The following is a 17,083-nucleotide window of genomic DNA, read 5'->3' as shown; positions in this document are numbered from 1 at the left end:
TCGCCTCACCCGCCGTGGCTTCTGCTGTCCCACGCCGGTCACGGCCGTGCCTCGGCTGCGCACGCTCGTCATGGCCGGGCGGTTCCTTCCTCTGTCTGCGCCCCGGGCCGTCCGCCTTCCCCTAGTCCGCGCCCGCCAGGCCGTCCCCTTCCCCGCCCACGTCCGCCGGGTCGTTCGCTTCCCCGCCCACGTCCGCCGGGTCGTTCGCTTCCCCGTCCATGCCTACCGGGTTGTCCGCCGTCCGCCGTTCCTGCTGGCCATGGCCGTGCGGGTGGACGTCTACGTCGGCCGTGGCTGGGCCCGCATGGTCGTATCTGCCGTTGGCCGTGTCATCCGTGTCCATAAGCACGCTTGATGGAGGTGAGCGCCGCGCGGCGATCTTGAGCAGTTGGCGACTGTGGTCCCGGTCGTTCGGCTGTGATCTTGTGTGATCCGAACCGGCGTCGCTCGCCCAAGATCGGTAACCCTGGCGATCTTGGGCTGGAGTGGCCGGTTCTCCGGAGTCGCGCGCACAGGTACGCACAGGATTTTGATCTTGTGCGGCCGGCTCCGATGCCCGGGGCCCAAGATCGGCCCTGGGCCGGCTCCGGGGCGTCACGCGGTGAGCATCGCGGTCTTACTCGCGTCGCCTGGACGAGGTTCGACCGGCCGGCGTTCGGCGAGGTCGGCCGGCCCGTGACGGCCAGGAGGACTCGATCGGGGCGATTAGTCCGGCCGGGAACTGCGCCGTGAGCCCGTACAAGATCAGTCCCGCGCTGTCGGCCACTGATGACGTTTCGGTCGTGGAGGGTCAGCTGTCGATCACGGCGCGGAGGGCGGCGACATGCTGGGCGTACGCCTGTTTGCCGGAAGGGGTGAGGCTCACCCAGGTCTTCACGCGACCCCGGCCCGTGGGCTTGGTGATCGTGAGATGGCCGGCGTCCTGCAGGACCTTCAGGTGCTTGCTGAGCACCGAGTCGGCGACCCCGAGCATGTCACGCAGGACGCTGAACTCGGTGCTGTCGGTGGCGTCGAGGAAAGCGCAGATCCGCAGCCGGTGCGGGGCGTGGATCGTCTCGTCGAACGCCGCCGTCATGCGGCGGACCGCAGTTCGGCCCGGACGGCGGCGTCGAAGCCGCGGCCCAGCAGGATCGTTCCGCCGAACGCGAGGACGGCGAGCACCGCGACCGGCCAGCGGGAGTCGGTGTAGGCGGCGATGGCCCAGGCGCCCAGCAGCACCGCGCCGACCAGCCCGCCCATCGCGAACGACCACCGGCCCGCGCGACCGCCGCGGAAACCGGAAACCCACATGCCGGTGCGCTCCCGGTACGCCTTGACCAGCAGGAGCATCGCGGTGATGAACAGCATGCCCGTGATCAGCCCGACCGTGGTGCTGCCCAGACCCAGGGCGACCACGTAGCCGGCGAGTGCGGCGCCGAGCGCAGGGTGGTACCACCAGGGGGTGACCAGGCGGCCGGCGACGGAGGCGCGGGCGTCAGCGATGGCGGCGAGCTGCTCGGCAGCATTGTTTTCCATGACGGAAACTCAATCACATTCCGAGTCGGAAAGTCAATGTGGAGATTCGCCGCGCTGGGCTCAGGGTGTCCACTGGCGCCACTGGGTGAGGAGGGGGTGCAGTTCGTGCTCCCGGGCGTCGGCCATGATCCGTACCCACTCGGCCAGGTATGCGGTATCGAGAGTGCCCAGCCCGACCTCGAAGAGCGTGCGGGTGGCCGCCACCGCCTGCGCTGCCGTCCCCATGGCCAGGGCGCCCCGCTGCCGCCGTGGGTCGCCCGGCCCCTCGAACGGGAACGTGGCGATCAGCGCGGTCAGCTCGTAGTAGTCGCCGAACAGCAGCATCCCGGTGCCGATGGCCAGATAACGCACATGGCCGGACTCGGGGGAACCCGGCGGCTCGGCGCACAGCACCCCGATGGCCCGGCGGCGCATCCGTTCGGCGAACTGCAGCTGGCGGTCCCGGAGATTCCGACCGGCGGGGGTGCTGGCGAGCCGGGTGGCGTCCGGGCGGTCCACCGATCTCCGTTGCAGCAGGTACGGTTCGGCGATCTCGTCCAGCAGTGCCGCGGCGATCCGGCTGGGCTCTGCGGTGTCGATCCGGATCTCCCGCCCGGCGAGCACGGCCCGCAGCTCGGCGAGGGCCTCGGCGCGCCCGTCCGGCCCGGCCGCCTCCAGTAGATCCCGCAGGCTGCGGGTGGCCCAGGGCGCCATTTACCTACGGTACGTCCCCATTCCCCAACCGTCGATGCCGTCCTCCCCACCGTGCACCCTTCGAACATCATCGATGCATTGAAGGGCGTGCCCGCATCAGCCGTCGCCGAGTCAGGCCATCAGCCCGCTGTGGCCGGCCTGCGCGACGGCCGGCGCCGTCGGGTGTCGCGAGCCGTCGCCGGACCCGGTCTTCAGGTTGGTGTGACGGGGCTGCGCGACGGCCGGCGTTGTTGGGTTTCGCGAGCCGTCGCTGAAGCGGGTTATCGGGTTCGTGTAGCAGGCCCGAGCGACGGCTGGCGTTGTTGGGGTTTCGTGGGCCGTCGCTGAAGCGGGTTATCGGGTTGGTGTGGCAGGGCTGGGCGACGGCTGGCGAACCGGAGGTGGCGGTGCGCCAGGGTGGGCGGGCTGGGGAGGGAGGTTCGCCGCCGCTATCCTCACTGCTCCTCGCCGGTGCTGGGTGGGCGTCACGATGACATGTGCGGGGAGACGGCCTGAGGCGCGCGATCGGCGGCGTGCGGTGCGATGTGTGAGGGGAACCGTGCGACGGCATGCGAGCGGGACTGTTGCGGAGGGTGGGGGTGGCGGTGGTGGGTGAAGGGAAGCGGCGGCGGGACGCGGCGGAGAACCGGGACCGGATCCTGTGGGCGGCGCGGGCGCTCCTGGCGCGGCAGCCTGGGGCGAGCATGGACGACGTGGCGCAGGCGGCGGGGGTGGTGCGGCGGACGGTGTACGCGCACTTCGCGAACCGGGACGAACTCCTCGCCGGGCTGGCGGACCAGTGTGCGGCGGATCTGCTCGCGGCGCTGGGGCGGACCGACCGGGGTGAGCTCGAGCCCGAGGTGGCGCTCGCCGACTATGTGCTGACCGTGTGGGCGGCCGGTGAGGAGTACCGGCTGCTGATCTCGCTGGCCGAGAGCAATCTGGGTACGGCGGGGCTGCGGGAGCTGCTGCATCCGATCGCGGCGCAGAGTCACGCGCTGCTGGAGCGGGCCCGGGACGGTGGCCGGTTCGCCATGCACCTGCCGTTGCCGGTCCTGAGCGCGACCTTGCAGGCGGCGACGCTCGCCATGATGCAGGCGGTCAACGACGGGCTGTGGGCCGAGGACGGCACCAGGGCGGCGGTGGCGGTGCTGGTCGCGGCGGGGCTGCCGGTGGCGGAGGCGGAAGCGGCGACCCGGCGGGCGTCGGTCGTGTCACACACGATTGCACACCGCTGAGCAGGAAAACTAACCTGCACGTGTCTGTGCATGTTGTCGCCCGAACCGGAGATGACCGTGAACATCGTGCTCGCCGGCATCGTCGCCGTCTTCTTCGGCGTTCAGGGGATCGCCCGCCTCACCGCCGGTGATCGGGAGCAGCATGCGGCGGCGTACCACTTCGGGGTCTCCGTCGCGGAATACCGCAACTTCTCCGCCCTGATGATCCTCGGCGGTCTGGGCATGGCGGCCGGCCTCGTCGTCCCGCCGCTCGGCATCGCCGCCGGAATCGCCATGATCATTCTGATGGTGATCGTCGCCGGGCTGCGGTACGTGTGCCAGGACGGTACGGCCCGGGTCGCCCTGCCACTGGTGATCGCCGCGCTCACGGCTGGGTGCCTCGTCACCGCAAGCTGAGAACACTCGGTGATCGATGGGTGAACGCCATTGCGCCCACCCCGGATCCCCGGTACCCACTGTGGAAATGAGACGTCTTCTCTTCACGGCAGTTCTCGGCGCGGCGCTGATCGGCAGCGGCACTCCCGCGCTCGCCGGCGGCGGCCATCGCGACGGCGAAGTGCGGTTCGCGACGTACAACCTGTCCCTCAACCGCCCGGCCGAGGGTCTGCTCCGCGAGCACCTGGCCAGCCCGGACGTGGACGACGTCTACCGCCGGCAGGCGAAGAACGTGGCCGAGGTCATCCAGCGGGCCGCACCCGACGTGGTGCTGATCAACGAGTTCGACCACGACCCCGAGGCGGCGCGGCTGTTCGCGGAGAACTTCCTGGCCGTGCCGCAGAACGGGGCGCGCGCCCAGCGGTACCCCTACCGCTACACCGCGCCGGTCAACACCGGCGTCGCCAGCGGGTTCGACCTCAACAACAACGGGGTCACCGACACCACGCCGGGGGACGCCGCGTACGCCGACGACGCGTACGGCTACGGTCTCTTCCCCGGGCAGTACGGCATGGTCATCTACTCGAAGTACCCCATCGACCACCGGGCGGTCCGCACGTTCCAGCTGTTCAAGTGGAAGGACATGCCGGGGAACCTGATCCCGGGCGACTTCTACTCGGCCCCGGAGCAGGCGGTGCTGCGGCTGTCGTCGAAGAGCCACTGGGACGTGCCGATCACCATCGGGCGGCGTACGGTCCACTTCCTCACCTCACACCCGACCCCGCCCACCTTCGACGGGCCGGAGGACCGTAACGGGCGCCGCAACCACGACGAGATCCGGTTCTGGGCCGACTACGTGACGCCCGGGCGTACCTCGTCGTACATCTACGACGACCGGGGCCGCCGGGGTGGCCTGCGCGCCGGCGCGAACTTCGTGATCGCCGGTGACCAGAACGCCGACCCGTACGACGGCGACTCGTACGACGGCGCGATCAACCAGCTGCTCACCCACCCGCTGATCAACACCCGGGTCAGCCCGGACAGCGCGGGCGGGCCGGAGGCGGCGGTCCTGCAGGGCGGGGCGAACCTCACCCACACCGGGAACCCGGCGTACGACACGGCAGACTTCTCCGACACCGCGCCGGGCAACCTGCGCGCGGACTACGTGCTCCCGCGCAAGGGTCTCAAGATCCGTGACGCGGGCGTGTTCTGGCCGGTGCAGGCAGACCCGCTGTCCCGGCTGTCCGGGGTGTACAGCCCGGCCTGGTCCGCGGTCGGCGGCTTCCCGACCTCCGACCACCGCCTCGTCTGGACCGACCTGAGCATCCGCTGACCTCCCGCGTGTGGAGTTCGGGCGCTATACGCGGCCGAACTCCACACGCGAGGTGGGGGCCAAGCGGGCGTGTGGAGTTGGGGCGTCATGGGCGGCCGAACTCCGCACGCGAGGTGGGGGCCAAGCGGGCGTGTGGAGTTGGGGCGTCATGGGCGGCCGAACTCCACACGCGGTCGGGCGGCGGCGAGCTGGGCCGGGGACAGGCCGGGGGTCTGCAGGGCGTGGTTCAGCAGGTACTCGCGGTACCCGGCGTGCTCGACCGCCGGCGCCAGCGTCAGCAGCCGGTCGAACTCCTCGGGAGAACCCGTCGCGCGGGCCCGGTACGCGGCGTCGGCAGCGCTCAACGCCGGCTCGCCCGGCTCGTGCTCCAGACCGCGGGCCGTCAGCGCGGCCGCCGCCGGGAAGTCACCGTCCTCCGCGGCCTGGTCGGCGAGATCCAGGTGGAGCGACCAGTTCCCGGGGTCCAGTTCGAGGGCCCGCTCGAAACAGGCCTTCGTGGCGGCCCGGTCGCCGAGGACCCGGTGCGTGCCGCCACGGATCACGGCGGTCAGCATCAGCGGCTCGATCGCGTCGGCGCGGTCGCACAGCGCCAGCGACTCGGCGGTCCGGCCGGCGAAACGCAGCAGGATCGCCATCCGGGCCATCATCGCCGGATCCGGGTCGCGGGCGGTCACCACGTCGATGGCGTGGAACCAGGGGGCGAGGTTACGGCGTACGTCGATACGGCTCGGGGCTGCGCGGATCCTGGGCGACCGCACCGGCCGCGAAGTGCAGCGCTTCGTCCGGCGAGCCGCCGCAATGGGACATGACAGTGGCCAGCGCCAGGTTCCCGGAGATCGACATGGCGTGCACCGTACCCGCACTGTCTGGTTTTCGGCATTGGCCACCGATACCGGTCGATGAGGGGGAGCCTGGTTGGTCATGGACGTACTTGTGGTCGGCGGTGGCATCGCGGGACTCGCTCTGGCGCGGGCGCTGCGGCGGCGAGACGTGCCGGTGACCATGGTCGAGCGAAGTCTCTCCGACGGCGGCGGCCTGGCGATCAACCTGCCGGGGAACGCGGTGGCGGCGTTCGCGGCGCTCGGGCTCGCCGACGGGCTGCAGAAGCTGGGCCGGCCGACCACCCGCCGGGAGTACCGGACCCGCAAGGACCGGCTGCTGTTCACGATCGACGAGGACGCGTTCTGGGGGCCGGAGGCACGGCCGAAGTGCGTACGCCGCTCGGATCTCCTCGCCCTTCTCGCCGACGGCCTCGACGTGGCGGTGCGGCGGCCGGTCGAGGTCACCGGGGTGCGCCCGGTGGCCGGCGGTGCGGAGGTCAGCTTCGGCGACGACACCCGGCAGGACTTCGGGTTCGTGGCCGGCGCCGACGGGGTCCGGTCGATCGTCCGGACCAGCGCGATCGGCGGCGAGGGGGCCCGGGAGTCGCTGCTCAGCGCGGCGAGCTGGCGGTTCATGGCGCCGAACCCGGGAGTCGACTGCTGGACCGTGTGGAGCGGGCCGGGCGGCGCGATCCTGCTGATTCCGGTCGACGACGAGCAGGTGTACGGGTACGCGTCCGCGACCGGCGGCCGTGCGGTCGGTGCGGACGTGTCCTGGCTGCTCGACACGTTCGCGTCCTACCCGCGGCCGGTCCGCGCGGTCCTGGACGGGATGACCGATCTCTATCACTCGCCGATCGAGGAGGTCCGCACCGGCAGATGGTCGTCGGGGCGCTGCGTGCTGGTCGGGGACGCCGCCCACGCGACCGCCCCGGTGTGGGCGCAGGGCGCGGCGCTCGCCGTCGAGGACGGCCTGGTCCTGGCGGATCTGCTGGCGTTCGAGGACTGGGACACGGCAGGCGCTTCGTACGAGCGGCTGCGCCGGGAGCGGGTGGCCCATGTGCAGGCGGCGACGGATCGGTTCGCGCGGGCGGCGGCGCTGCCGGTGTGGCTGCGGGACCTGGTGCTGCCGTTGATCGGCCCGAAGACCTACCGGGAGACGTACGCGACCCTGCGTCACCCGTTCCCGACGCCGTAGGCGGGTCCGGCTGGCTCTGGGGGCTGTCTCAGCGCCGCTGAGACAGCCCCCAGAGCCAGCCGAGAGGGGCACGGGGCATGGTTCTCAGTTCGGGGTGAGCAGGCCCTGCAGGCCGACGACGATCGCGATGATGCCGAAGATCGCGATGATCAGGGGGGTGCCGGACAGCTCGGCGGGGGCGGGCTGCGGCGCGCCGGGGGCGCCCGCCGGGACCAGGGGGCGCTTGTTCGTCAGCCGCTCCCAGGCCAGGATCACGCCGACCGCGATGCCGACCACCTCGAAGTGGAACAGGTGCGGCCCGGACACCAGATGCACGATCAGGTAGTAGCCGCCGGCGACCAGCGCCACGATGCCGACCAGCCAGCGCCACCGGGTGATGTGCGCCATCGCGCGGCCGATCGCGGGGAAGCGTCCCAGCAGGGGGATCGCGAGCAGCAGGCCGCCGATGATGTTCGCGGCGTCGAGGAGCAGGGCCATCCGCGCAGCTTACTTTGGAGCGCTCCCACGCGCATTTCTGGTCATCCACGCCGCCGCCAGCGCCACCACGCAGAGCAGTGCCAGGCTGACGAACCCGGCCCGGAACGAGCCGGTCGTGTCCTTCACGGCGCCCAGCGCGTACACGAACGCGAAGCCGCCGAGATTGGCCCAGAAGTTGCCGAGACCGCTGATCAGGCCCGCGTTCCGGTCGCCGAGCACCTGCAGCGGCAGGGCGAACAGCGGCCCGAAGTAGACCTGGATCGACACCGAGATCAGCGCCACCACACCCAGCACCCCGAGCATGCCCGGCACATAGGTGAGCAGGGTCAAGCCGGCGGTCAGGATGCCCAGCGACCCGGCGATGATCAGCAGCGGCCGGCCGATCCGGTCGGAGAGGTATCCGCCCAGGTAGTTGACCGGCGCGCTGATCGCCGACGCCAGCGCCGCGACCAGGCCGGCGGTGGCCAGCGACTGGCCGCGGTCGACGACCAGGTAGGTCGGCAGCCAGAAGGTGAAACCCTGCGCGACGGCCAACCGGGTGAACTGGATGACCGCGGTGAGCTGGATGATCCGCTGCCGGAGCAAGCCGGGCAATTCGGTGAACCGGACGTCCTTGCGGGGTTCGGCGGCCGGGGAAGGGCCCGCCAGGAAGCGGTAGAGGAACACGGTGAGCAGGCCGAACGCTGCGAACAGGGCGAACAGCAGCCGCCAGCCGAGCGGGCCGACCAGCAGCGGGCCGACCAGGCTGAGCAGGATGTTCGACGAGAAGCCGCCGACCACGTACAGGCCCATCGCGGTGGCCCGCCGGCCCGGCGGGAACAGGCCGGTCATCAGCAGCATGCCCGGCATGAACACCAGCGCCCGGAACACCCCGGCCAGGGCCTGATCGATCAACAGCAGGGGGTACGAGTCGAGCACCGCGAACAGGGCGGCGAGCACGTTCATGCCCAGCATGCCGATCAGGAACAGCCGCCGCGGCGTGAACCGGTCGGCCAGATATCCCGACGGGATCTGCATCAGCGCGTACGTCAGGTTGCTCGCCGCCGCGAGGGTCCCCGCCTCGGTGAAACCGATCCCCAGGTCGGTGCGGATCAGCGGGAGGAACAGCCCGATCCCGCCGAAGATCAGCCCGATGCTGCTCTGGCAGACGACCAGCAGGGTGATGACCGGCCGGCGCCGGGCGGTGCCGGTGACCGTCACTCGCGGACGGTGAGCGGCACCCCGTCGCGCCGCAGGTCGGAGAGGTTGGTGTCGTGCTCGGTGAAGATCTTCACGAGCGCCTCCCCGCCGTGCTCCTTCGCGAAGGCGATCTCCTCGGCGGTGAGCGGGGCCAGCCAGACGATCACCGCCGCCGTGTCGTCCTCGATGCCCTCGCAGACCGCGAACTCACTCGGCAGGAACATCGGGTTGAGCGCCAGGAGCCCGGTCACCGTGGCGCCGGGGACGATCGGGCCGGTGGTGATCACCTGCCCGTGCGGCAGCGCCCAGCTCCGTTCGGCCATCCGGCCCGCGATACCCCACAACACCCCGGGGGTGTACGCCTCGTCGTCGCCGGTCACGTGCATGAGCAGCTCCTGGTGCACGTGGCCGCCGTCCGGCAGGCTCAGGTGGTGCCGGGAGAGGCCCAGGGTCGTCAGGGTGAGAACGCCGGGCAACGGCACGTCCGGGCCGAACGAGACGACCCCGATGCCCTCCGGCGTTCGCGCGTCGCCGGAATAGCCGCCCTGGATGGTTCCGAGGTACGACTCCAGGTGTTCGATCAGTTTCGCCACCCTGTGATCATGTCGTACCCGTTGGCTAGCGTGTCGGCATGCCCGACAGCATCGACGTCCCCGGTTATCTCGCCCGGCTCGGCCTGCCCGAGTCGGCCGGTCACGTGCCCAGCGCCGAGGCCCTGGACGCGCTGCACCGGGCCCACGCCGAGCGCGTGCCGTACGAGTGCCTCGAGATCCAGCTCGGCCGCCCCACCACGGTGTGCCCGGCCGAGTCCGTGCGCCGGGTCGTCGCCGGCCGCGGCGGCTACTGCTTCCACCTGAACGGGGCGTTCTCCGCGCTGCTGCGGGCCCTGGGCTACACCGTCACCCGGCACGTCGGCGGGGTGCAGGGGCGGCCGGAGCTTCCGGCCGGGGCGAGCGGCAACCATCTCGTCCTCACCGTCACCGGCCTGCCGTCGGCGGCCGCGCCCGCCGGGGAGTGGCTGGTCGACCTGGGCATGGGCGATGGGCTGCACGGGCCGTTGCCGCTGGTCGCGGGGGAGTACGAACAGGGCCCGTTCCGGTACACGCTCCGTCCGTCGGCGGCGGTGCCGGGCGGGTGGCGGTTCGACCACGACCCGGCCGGCACCTTCCACGGCATGGACTTCCGGTCCGAGCCGGCCCGGATGTCCGAGTTCGCCGGCAAGCACGAGGAGCTGTCCACCTCGCCGGAGTCCGGGTTCGTGCGGGTCGCGGCGGTCCTGCGGCGGGACGCGACGGGCGTCGACATCCTGCGCGGGCGCACCCTGAAACGGGTCGGCTCCGATGCGTACCGCACCGAACTGGGCACCTCCGCCGATTATTTCGCGGCGCTGTCCGGCATCTTCGGGCTGACCTTCTCCGCCGGCGACCGGGCGACCCTGTGGCGGCGGGTCAGCGACGATGCGCGCCGGGACCGGGACGAGGCTGCACCTCGCGTTTCTCCGTGATGCCGTGCCCGTCCGCGCAGACGATCTCCAGGTGCAGGTCGGCGCCGCAGTCCCGGTGGGCGTACCGGATCGGGGGTCCCTCCGGGTCGGCCAGATAGCGGTTGCCCCACTCGGCGAGGGCGATCAGGACCGGGTACAGCTCGAAGCCCTTCGGGGTGAGGCGGTACTCGTGGCGGACCCGGGCGCCCGGCTCCTGGTACGGCTCGCGGCGCAGCACACCGTTCTCGACCAGGCTGGACAGGCGGTTGGTGAGGACCTGGCGGGGGATGCCGGTGCGGACCCGCATGTCCTCGAAACGGCGGACCCCGGTGAAGATCTCGCGCAGGACGACGAGGGTCCACTTCTCACCGAGGACGCCCATGGCCCGTTCGATCGTGCAGTTGTCGAAGGACCAGTTCTGAGGGTCGGGCATCTCGTCCGGGAGCATGTGAGACAGGCTAAGTCTCGTTGACAGACGCAGCAAGCCTCTGCCAGCCTGCATCCATGACGCAGACTCAGGATGACACCCGTACCCGCACCTTCGGCTGGACCGACCCGGCCGAGCACGCGCACCTGCTGGGCCGGCGCAGCGGCATGGAGATCCTGCGGGCCATGGCGTCCGGCGAACTCCCGCCCCCGCCGATCATGAACCTCATCGGCGGCGAGGGCATCCACGCCGAGGAAGGCACCGTCACCCTGTCGCTTACGCCGCAGGAGTTCCACTACAACCCGCTCGGCAGCGTGCACGGCGGCATCCTCTCCACCCTGCTCGACACCGCAGCCGCCTGCTCCGTGCACAGCACCCTGCCGGCCGGCGTCGGCTACACCAGCATGGACCTCAACGTGAAGTTCCTGCGCCCCGCCACCATCGCCTCCGGCCGCCTCACCTGCACCGGCACCGTCCTGCAGCGGGGCCGCCGGACCGCGCTCGCCGAGGCCCGCATCACCGACGGCGCCGGCCGCCTGATCGCCCACGCCACGTCCAGCTGCATGATCTTCGAGCTGCCTGTCGCCTGAACCCGGCGGCTATGCTCCCGGGGGTGGCGAGTCCTACGGCGCGGGCGCTGATGGCGTACGAGGCCGTGCAAGGCAACCCCGGCATCACCGCCGACCGGCTCGCCGAGAAACTGGGCGGCGTCACCGAGCGCGCCGCCCGCCGCTACATCGCGATCCTGCGCGAGGCCGGCATCCCGATCGAGTCCGTGCGCGGGCCGTACGGCGGCTATCGCGTCGGCCGCGGCGCCCGCCCCGCGCCGCTGATCTTCACCCAGGCCGAGGCGCTCGGCCTGGTCATGGCGGTGCTGGACGGTCACCATCAGGCCGGCGACGCCACCGATCCGGTGGGCAGCGCCCTCGGCAAGATCGTCCGCGTCCTCCCGGAACGGCTCGCCGTCCAGGTCGAGGCGATGCGGCACACGGCGGCGCCCGCACCCGACCGGTCCGCTGTGCGGCCCGACCCCGAGATCACGTCCGGGTTGGTCCGGGCTTGCGCACAGACCCTGCGGGTCCGGGTGGACTACCGCACCGAAACCGGCCGCCGATGGACCGCCGAAGTGGACCCGTGGGCCATCGTCGTCCGGCACGGCAGGTGGTACCTCCTCTGCCACTCCCACACCGCCGACGCCCGCCGCGCCTACCGCATCGACCGGGTCACCGGGGTCGAGGTCCTGACCGCCACGTTCCCGCCACCGGCCGGCCTCGACCCGATCGCCCTCCTCGACGAGCACCTCGCCGCCGGCTGGGCCCACCCCACCGAGGTCCTGATCGAATCCCCGCCGGCCTCGCTGCGGGAGTGGCTCGACCCGGCCCTCGGCACGCTCCGCCCCGGCCCCGGCGGGAGCCTCCTGACGGGCAGCACCAACAATCCCTTCTGGTACGCCCACCAGCTCACCGTCATCCCCACCCCCTACCGCATCCTCGGCGGATCCGAGCTTCTGGCCGCCGCCCGCTCGATCGCCACCCGCCTCCTCACCGCCACCGACGGATAGCCCCCGCCGCCCCGCCTGTCGCCGCCGGCGAAACCAGCCGCACAAGATCCACCGCCGGCCGTCGTTCCGGCCGGTTCTGGGAGTTCGATGAGGTCGCTGAGTGACGGCCGGGTTCGCCGGCCGTCGCGGTAGCCGGTTATGGGGGCGTGTTGGGGTGGCTGGGCGACGGCTGGGGTTGCCGGCTGTCGTTCCGGCCGGTTGTCGCGGCCTGGCGACGGCCGGCGCCGGGTTGTCCGGCTGGAGTCGGCGGTGGATCTTGTGTGGCTGGTTGTCGGGGCTGTCTCGGCGGGCGGGAGACAGCCGTGAGGACCAGCCGGGGGTCGTTCATCCTCGCCGGATGAGGTGGGGGAGGGGGGTGGCGGCGAGGCTCTGTTCCGGCAGTTCGTGTCGCTGGAGGAGGACCTCATGTCCGGTATGTATCCGCCGGGGGACCCGCGCCCGAGTCCCACGATCAACGCCGGGAAGCTGTGGGCCGGGGGCGCGGCCACGGCCGCCGTGGCGGCGCTGATCGCGATCGCCGGCGTGCTGCTCGGGCGAGGGCTGTTCAACGTGGACGTGCTCGCCCCGAAGGGGGAGGGCGCCTGGGGTGACGCCTCCACCGGCTGGTACGCGCTGGGCGCCGCCCTGGCGGCGCTGGCGGCCACCGGGCTGATCCACGTGCTGATCCTGACGACGCCGCGGCCGATGCGGTTCTTCGGGTGGGTGGTCGCGCTGGCGACGGTGGTGGCGATGCTCGCGCCGTTCGTGACCGACGAGAGCCTGGGGTCGCGGATGTTCACGGCCGGCCTGAACTTCGTGCTCGGGGTGGCGATCGGTTCGCTGGTGGCGGGGGTGGCGAAGACGGCGATCATCCCGGTCGTCGTACGCCCGGCGCCGCGTCCCCATCCCCGGCAGTACGGCTGACGGCTTCACCCCGTACCCGAAAGATGAGCGCCCCATGAAGGGGGAAGGAGCATTCGATGGCCACGATGACCTCGCCGCCGGACGCCGAGGAGGCGCTGGCGTTCCATGTGCTCTCCGTTCCGGAGGCGCTCGAGGCGGAGAAGGTGGACCGGCAACGTGGGCTCAGCGCCGACGAGGCGGTGAAGCGGCGGGAGAAGTACGGCCCGAACCGGTTCGCGGAGGCGAAGAAGGAGCCGTGGTGGCGGTCGTTTCTTCGGCAGTACGCGGATCCGATGCAGATCGTGCTGCTGGCCGCCGGTATCGGCAGCCTGTACCCGTTGAAGCAGTGGGGGACCGGCATCCTGCTGATCGCGCTGACGCTGCTGAACGCGGCGCTCGGCCTGCATCAGGAGGGCAAGGCCGCCGCGGCGATCGACGCCCTCCAGAAGATGATGATCATCAAGGCGAAGGTACGGCGGGACGGGGCGCTCGCCGAGATCCCGGCCGAGGAGCTGGTGCCGGGCGACGTCGTGGTGATGGAGGCCGGTGATGTGGTGCCGGCCGACGGGCGGCTGCTGCGCGCGGCCACCCTGGAGATCGACGAGTCGGCGCTGACCGGCGAGAGCCTGCCGGTGGCGAAGGACGTCACGCCGGTGGGTTCGGCGGACACGCCGCTCGGTGACCGGTCCGACATGGCGTACATGAACACCAACGTCACCCGGGGCGCCGGGGAGCTGCTGGTCACCGCGACCGGCATGGCGACCGAGGTGGGCCGGATCTCCGGCATGCTGCAGACCGAGAAGGACGCCGATACGCCGCTCACCCGGCAGCTGAGCAAGCTGACCAACCAGATCCTGGTGATCGCCGGGATCGCGCTGCTCGCGTCGGTGGCCATCAACCTGGCGCGGGGCAACGAGTTCGGGGTGGTGTTCACGGCGGCGGTGGCGTTCGCGGTGTCGGCGATCCCGACCGGTCTGCCGGCGGTGGTCACCACGATCCTGTCGCTCGGCACGCAGATGCTGGCGAAGGCGAACGCGATCGTGAAGCGGCTGCGGTCCACCGAGACGCTCGGGTCGACGTCGGCGATCAACTCCGACAAGACCGGCACGCTGACGCTGAACCAGATGACCGCTGTGGAGATGACGATCCCGGGGCGGCAGTACACGATCTCCGGGGGCGGCTACCGCACCGACGGGGTGATCAAGCGGGTCGCCGGGCAGCCGGACGTGCCGCTCGAGAACTTCCTGCTGCCGATGGTCCTGGCCTCGGACGCGGTGATCAACGACGGGAGCCTGATCGGCGACCCGACCGAGGGCGCGCTGGTGGTGCTCGCCGAGAAGGGCGGGCTGGACACCGAGGCGACCCGGAAACGGTATCCGCGGGTGGCGGAGCTGCCGTTCGACGCGGCGTACAAGATGATGGCGACCTTCCACCGGATGACCGCCGCGGACGGCAAGGACGTGATCCGCTGCTTCGTGAAGGGCGCGCCGGACCAGGTGCTGGCCCGCGCGGGGTTCCGCCCGCGGCCGGAGGACCTGGCCGAGGTGGCTGTCGACGACGACTTCCGGGAACGCTATCTGGAGGAGAACACCCGGCTCGGCAAGCAGGGGCTGCGGGTGATGGCGACCGGGCGCAAGGACTTCGACCCGGCGACCTTCGACCCGGGTGCCGACCTGCTGGAACTGCTGAACGGACTGACCGTCCTGACCCTGGTCGGGATCGTCGACCCGCCGCGCCCGCAGGCCCTCGCCGCGATCACCGAGGCGCACGCCGCCGGCATCGAGGTCCGGATGATCACCGGTGACCACGCGGTCACCGCCGCGGCGATCGCCGGCAAGCTCGGCATCCGCGGGCGGGCGATCACCGGCGCGGAGTTCGGCGCGATGAGCGACGAGGAGGCGGACCGGGAGATCGGCGGGATCGGCGTGATCGCCCGGGTCACCCCGGAACACAAGGTACGGCTCGTCGAGGTGCTCAAACGCAAGGGCCACATCGTCGCGATGACCGGCGACGGGGTGAACGACGCGCCCGCGCTGAAGAAGGCCGACATCGGCATCGCGATGGGGATCACCGGCACCGAGGTCAGCAAAGAGGCCGCCGCGATGATCCTCACCGACGACGACTTCGCCACCATCGTGAAGGCCGTCGAGCTGGGCCGGGGCCTGTACGCGAACCTGAAGAAGTACATCTTCTTCCAGATCGGCGTGCTGATCGGCATGATCATCACGTTCCTGGGGGCCAGCATCGGCAACATCGCGGCCGGTGTGCCGTTCCTGCCGCTGCAGAGCCTGTGGCTGAACTTCACCACCCAGGTCTTCCAGTCGGTCGGGCTCGGGTACGCCAAGGCCGAGGCCGACATCATGAAACAGAAGCCGCGCCGGTCGGACGAGCCGCTGCTGAGCCGGAGCGCGATGGGCTGGCTGGGCTTCCTCGGGCTGGTGATGGGCGCGCTCACGCTGCTGGTGATCTGGTGGGCGGACAACGACTGGGACCTGGACACCGGCCGGACCATGGGCGTGACCGCGTTCTCCATCGCCAACCTGGCGTTCTCCCTGACCGTGCGCAGCGACATCCGCTCGGTGTTCAGCCTGGACACCTTCGGCGACAAGCGGTTCCTGATCACCACCGGGATGTCGGCGGCGGCGATCGTGCTGGCCACCGAGTTCGGGCTGTTCCAGAGCATCCTGCAGACCACCCCGCTGGACCTCGGCCAATGGCTGATCTGCCTGGTCGCCGGCGCGTTCGTGGTGGTGCCCACCGAGATCCGGAAGGTATTCCTGAGGAGGCGGCGATGAGACTGTCGCAGTGGGGTGACGCGGCGATCGGGGTGCTGAGCCGGGCCGGCGAACGGCTGCGCGGCATGGACCTGAAAAGTGTCCGGCTCGACGAGCAACTGGCCGTGCTGGCCCGGCGCGGCGCTGCCGAACGGACCCGGCTCGTGGACGCCGCGATCACCGCCCTGGCCACTTCCCCGCTCGTCGAACGGGTGGTGGAGATCCAGCTTGACCGGGTGCTGGAGCTGCTGGAACGCGAACCGGACCGGATCCGGGCGCTGGTCCGGGGACAGCGCGACAGCATGGTCGGTGACGTGGTCGGGCGGTTCCGGGCCGGGGCCGCCGCCGGGGACGACGCGGTGGATCGGCTGACCCTGCGCTGGACCCGGAACGGGAACGCCGAGACGCCGACATGAACCCGTACGCCGGGCTGGTCAGCCGGTCGGCGGCGTACCTTCTGGACGTCCTGGTCGTGGCCGTGACGAGCGGGGCGGCAGCGATCACCTTCGCGCTGACCGCCTCGGTCCTCGGCGCGGAGGGGCGGGCGCTGGCCCGGGTGGTGCTGACGTCCTACGTGGTGTTCCTGCCGGCGATCATGGCGGTGTACTGCGCGCTGTTCTGGATGCTGGCCGGGCGTACGCCGGGAATGGCGGTGTTCGGCCTGCGCGTGGTGGACCGGGCCGGCCGGCCGCCACGGTGGTACGCCGCCCTCATCCGGGGCCTGCTGATGGCGTACCTCCCGATCCTGGCACTGTGGCTGCTGGTGGACCGGCGGCATCAGGGCCTGCACGACAAGCTGGCCCGTACGTCGGTCGTCCGGTCACCCCGCGGGGATGAGGTGACCGTGACGGCCCGGATCGCATCCTCCATTCGTGCTGACCATGGGAGTCGAGGAAGAGTTCCTGCTGTTGGATCCGGACGGGGCGGTGTCGCCACAGGCGCCGGCGGTGATGCGGAACATCGGCGGGGACGACCGGATCAAACCTGAGTACATGGCCTACCAAGTCGAGACCACCACGTCCGTCTGCACCGGCCTCGGAGAACTGCGCAGCGAACTGTCCCGGCTGCGGCTGACCGCCGCCGAAGCCGCCGGGGCCTATCTGGTGGCCAGCGGGTCGCCGCCGTTCCCGGCCGGGCCGCCACCCTGA

At 71.3% G+C, this 17,083-nt stretch carries 21 protein-coding genes; 12 read left to right on the top strand and 9 right to left on the bottom strand.

Features of this window, described 5'->3' with window-relative positions; all coding sequences use genetic code 11:
• Positions 1 to 790 precede the first annotated feature (790 nt).
• From ACZ3II_RS32750 to ACZ3II_RS32740, 3 genes are read right to left on the bottom strand one after another with little or no spacing between them, the layout of a single operon-like run.
• Positions 791 to 1,075, bottom strand: a complete 285-nt coding sequence (locus ACZ3II_RS32750) for a transcriptional regulator (protein WP_465522584.1) — start codon at positions 1,073 to 1,075, stop codon at positions 791 to 793.
• Positions 1,072 to 1,515, bottom strand: coding sequence for a hypothetical protein (locus ACZ3II_RS32745; protein WP_465522582.1), 444 nt, complete (start codon positions 1,513 to 1,515; stop codon positions 1,072 to 1,074). Before ACZ3II_RS32745 ends, ACZ3II_RS32750 begins: the two co-directional genes overlap by 4 nt.
• Positions 1,516 to 1,575: 60 nt before the next feature.
• Positions 1,576 to 2,208, bottom strand: a complete 633-nt coding sequence (locus tag ACZ3II_RS32740; RefSeq protein ID WP_465522580.1) for a hypothetical protein — start codon at positions 2,206 to 2,208, stop codon at positions 1,576 to 1,578.
• A 587-nt stretch (positions 2,209 to 2,795) separates the two neighbouring features.
• Between ACZ3II_RS32740 and ACZ3II_RS32735 the strand changes: the two genes are divergently transcribed.
• From ACZ3II_RS32735 to ACZ3II_RS32725, 3 genes are all read left to right on the top strand, one after another.
• A complete protein-coding gene (locus tag ACZ3II_RS32735; RefSeq protein ID WP_465522578.1) occupies positions 2,796 to 3,425 on the top strand; it encodes a TetR/AcrR family transcriptional regulator in 630 nt (209 codons plus the stop codon).
• Between the two features lie 30 nt (positions 3,426 to 3,455).
• On the top strand, positions 3,456 to 3,821 hold the full coding sequence (locus ACZ3II_RS32730) for a DoxX family protein (protein ID WP_465522576.1): 366 nt from the start codon (positions 3,456 to 3,458) through the stop codon (positions 3,819 to 3,821).
• A gap of 67 nt (positions 3,822 to 3,888) precedes the next feature.
• Positions 3,889 to 5,133, top strand: coding sequence for an endonuclease/exonuclease/phosphatase family protein (locus tag ACZ3II_RS32725; RefSeq protein ID WP_465522574.1), 1,245 nt, complete (start codon positions 3,889 to 3,891; stop codon positions 5,131 to 5,133).
• Between the two features lie 146 nt (positions 5,134 to 5,279).
• On the opposite strand, the gene ACZ3II_RS32720 is transcribed toward ACZ3II_RS32725, so the two are convergent.
• Both ACZ3II_RS32720 and ACZ3II_RS32715 read right to left on the bottom strand, forming a co-directional pair.
• Positions 5,280 to 5,807, bottom strand: coding sequence for a hypothetical protein (locus tag ACZ3II_RS32720; protein WP_465522572.1), 528 nt, complete (start codon positions 5,805 to 5,807; stop codon positions 5,280 to 5,282).
• Between the two features lie 31 nt (positions 5,808 to 5,838).
• Positions 5,839 to 5,976 carry a hypothetical protein gene (locus ACZ3II_RS32715; RefSeq protein WP_465522570.1) on the bottom strand — a complete coding sequence of 46 codons (138 nt, stop codon included), beginning with the start codon at positions 5,974 to 5,976 and terminating at the stop codon, positions 5,839 to 5,841.
• Positions 5,977 to 6,054: 78 nt separating this feature from the next.
• Here ACZ3II_RS32715 and ACZ3II_RS32710 point away from each other — a divergent pair, with 78 nt between their 5' ends.
• Positions 6,055 to 7,152 (top strand): FAD-dependent monooxygenase, encoded by a 1,098-nt coding sequence (locus tag ACZ3II_RS32710; RefSeq protein ID WP_465522568.1) that lies wholly within the window; start codon positions 6,055 to 6,057, stop codon positions 7,150 to 7,152.
• 84 nt (positions 7,153 to 7,236) lie between these two features.
• Here ACZ3II_RS32710 and ACZ3II_RS32705 read toward each other — a convergent pair whose 3' ends face one another.
• The 3 genes from ACZ3II_RS32705 to ACZ3II_RS32695 are packed head-to-tail and all read right to left on the bottom strand — an operon-like array spanning position 7,237 to position 9,401.
• Positions 7,237 to 7,629 (bottom strand): hypothetical protein, encoded by a 393-nt coding sequence (locus ACZ3II_RS32705; protein WP_465522566.1) that lies wholly within the window; start codon positions 7,627 to 7,629, stop codon positions 7,237 to 7,239.
• 9 nt (positions 7,630 to 7,638) lie between these two features.
• Complete coding sequence (locus ACZ3II_RS32700) at positions 7,639 to 8,829, bottom strand: MFS transporter (protein ID WP_465522564.1); 1,191 nt, start codon at positions 8,827 to 8,829, stop codon at positions 7,639 to 7,641.
• Entirely contained in the window at positions 8,826 to 9,401 is a 576-nt protein-coding gene (locus ACZ3II_RS32695) for a suppressor of fused domain protein (protein WP_465522562.1), read from the bottom strand. Before ACZ3II_RS32695 ends, ACZ3II_RS32700 begins: the two co-directional genes overlap by 4 nt.
• 38 nt (positions 9,402 to 9,439) lie before the next feature.
• On the opposite strand from ACZ3II_RS32695, the gene ACZ3II_RS32690 reads away from it, so the two are divergent.
• On the top strand, positions 9,440 to 10,312 hold the full coding sequence (locus ACZ3II_RS32690; RefSeq protein WP_465522560.1) for an arylamine N-acetyltransferase family protein: 873 nt from the start codon (positions 9,440 to 9,442) through the stop codon (positions 10,310 to 10,312).
• On the opposite strand, the gene ACZ3II_RS32685 is transcribed toward ACZ3II_RS32690, so the two are convergent.
• Positions 10,257 to 10,739 (bottom strand): winged helix-turn-helix transcriptional regulator, encoded by a 483-nt coding sequence (locus tag ACZ3II_RS32685; RefSeq protein ID WP_465522558.1) that lies wholly within the window; start codon positions 10,737 to 10,739, stop codon positions 10,257 to 10,259. The genes ACZ3II_RS32690 and ACZ3II_RS32685 overlap by 56 nt on opposite strands.
• Positions 10,740 to 10,795: 56 nt before the next feature.
• Here ACZ3II_RS32685 and ACZ3II_RS32680 point away from each other — a divergent pair, with 56 nt between their 5' ends.
• The 7 genes from ACZ3II_RS32680 to ACZ3II_RS32650 all read left to right on the top strand — a co-directional run bounded on the left by ACZ3II_RS32680 (position 10,796) and on the right by ACZ3II_RS32650 (position 17,083).
• The gene (locus tag ACZ3II_RS32680; protein WP_465522557.1) at positions 10,796 to 11,308 is read left to right on the top strand and encodes a PaaI family thioesterase; all 513 of its coding nucleotides are present in this window, start codon (positions 10,796 to 10,798) and stop codon (positions 11,306 to 11,308) included.
• A 23-nt stretch (positions 11,309 to 11,331) separates the two neighbouring features.
• Positions 11,332 to 12,279 (top strand): helix-turn-helix transcriptional regulator, encoded by a 948-nt coding sequence (locus ACZ3II_RS32675; protein ID WP_465522555.1) that lies wholly within the window; start codon positions 11,332 to 11,334, stop codon positions 12,277 to 12,279.
• 405 nt (positions 12,280 to 12,684) lie between these two features.
• Positions 12,685 to 13,182 (top strand): DUF6069 family protein, encoded by a 498-nt coding sequence (locus tag ACZ3II_RS32670; RefSeq protein WP_465522553.1) that lies wholly within the window; start codon positions 12,685 to 12,687, stop codon positions 13,180 to 13,182.
• A 56-nt stretch (positions 13,183 to 13,238) separates the two neighbouring features.
• Complete coding sequence (locus ACZ3II_RS32665) at positions 13,239 to 15,956, top strand: cation-translocating P-type ATPase (protein ID WP_465522551.1); 2,718 nt, start codon at positions 13,239 to 13,241, stop codon at positions 15,954 to 15,956.
• Complete coding sequence (locus ACZ3II_RS32660; protein WP_465522549.1) at positions 15,953 to 16,351, top strand: hypothetical protein; 399 nt, start codon at positions 15,953 to 15,955, stop codon at positions 16,349 to 16,351. The genes ACZ3II_RS32665 and ACZ3II_RS32660 overlap by 4 nt, the downstream gene beginning before the upstream one ends.
• Entirely contained in the window at positions 16,348 to 16,923 is a 576-nt protein-coding gene (locus tag ACZ3II_RS32655) for an RDD family protein (RefSeq protein ID WP_465522547.1), read from the top strand. Before ACZ3II_RS32660 ends, ACZ3II_RS32655 begins: the two co-directional genes overlap by 4 nt.
• The gene (locus ACZ3II_RS32650; protein ID WP_465522545.1) at positions 16,817 to 17,083 is read left to right on the top strand and encodes a glutamate-cysteine ligase family protein; all 267 of its coding nucleotides are present in this window, start codon (positions 16,817 to 16,819) and stop codon (positions 17,081 to 17,083) included. Before ACZ3II_RS32655 ends, ACZ3II_RS32650 begins: the two co-directional genes overlap by 107 nt.

Source organism: Actinoplanes sp. NPDC019969 (assembly GCF_055562375.1).
Note: the sequence above shows the minus strand (reverse complement) of the source record. Positions and strands in the feature narration are given on the sequence as shown.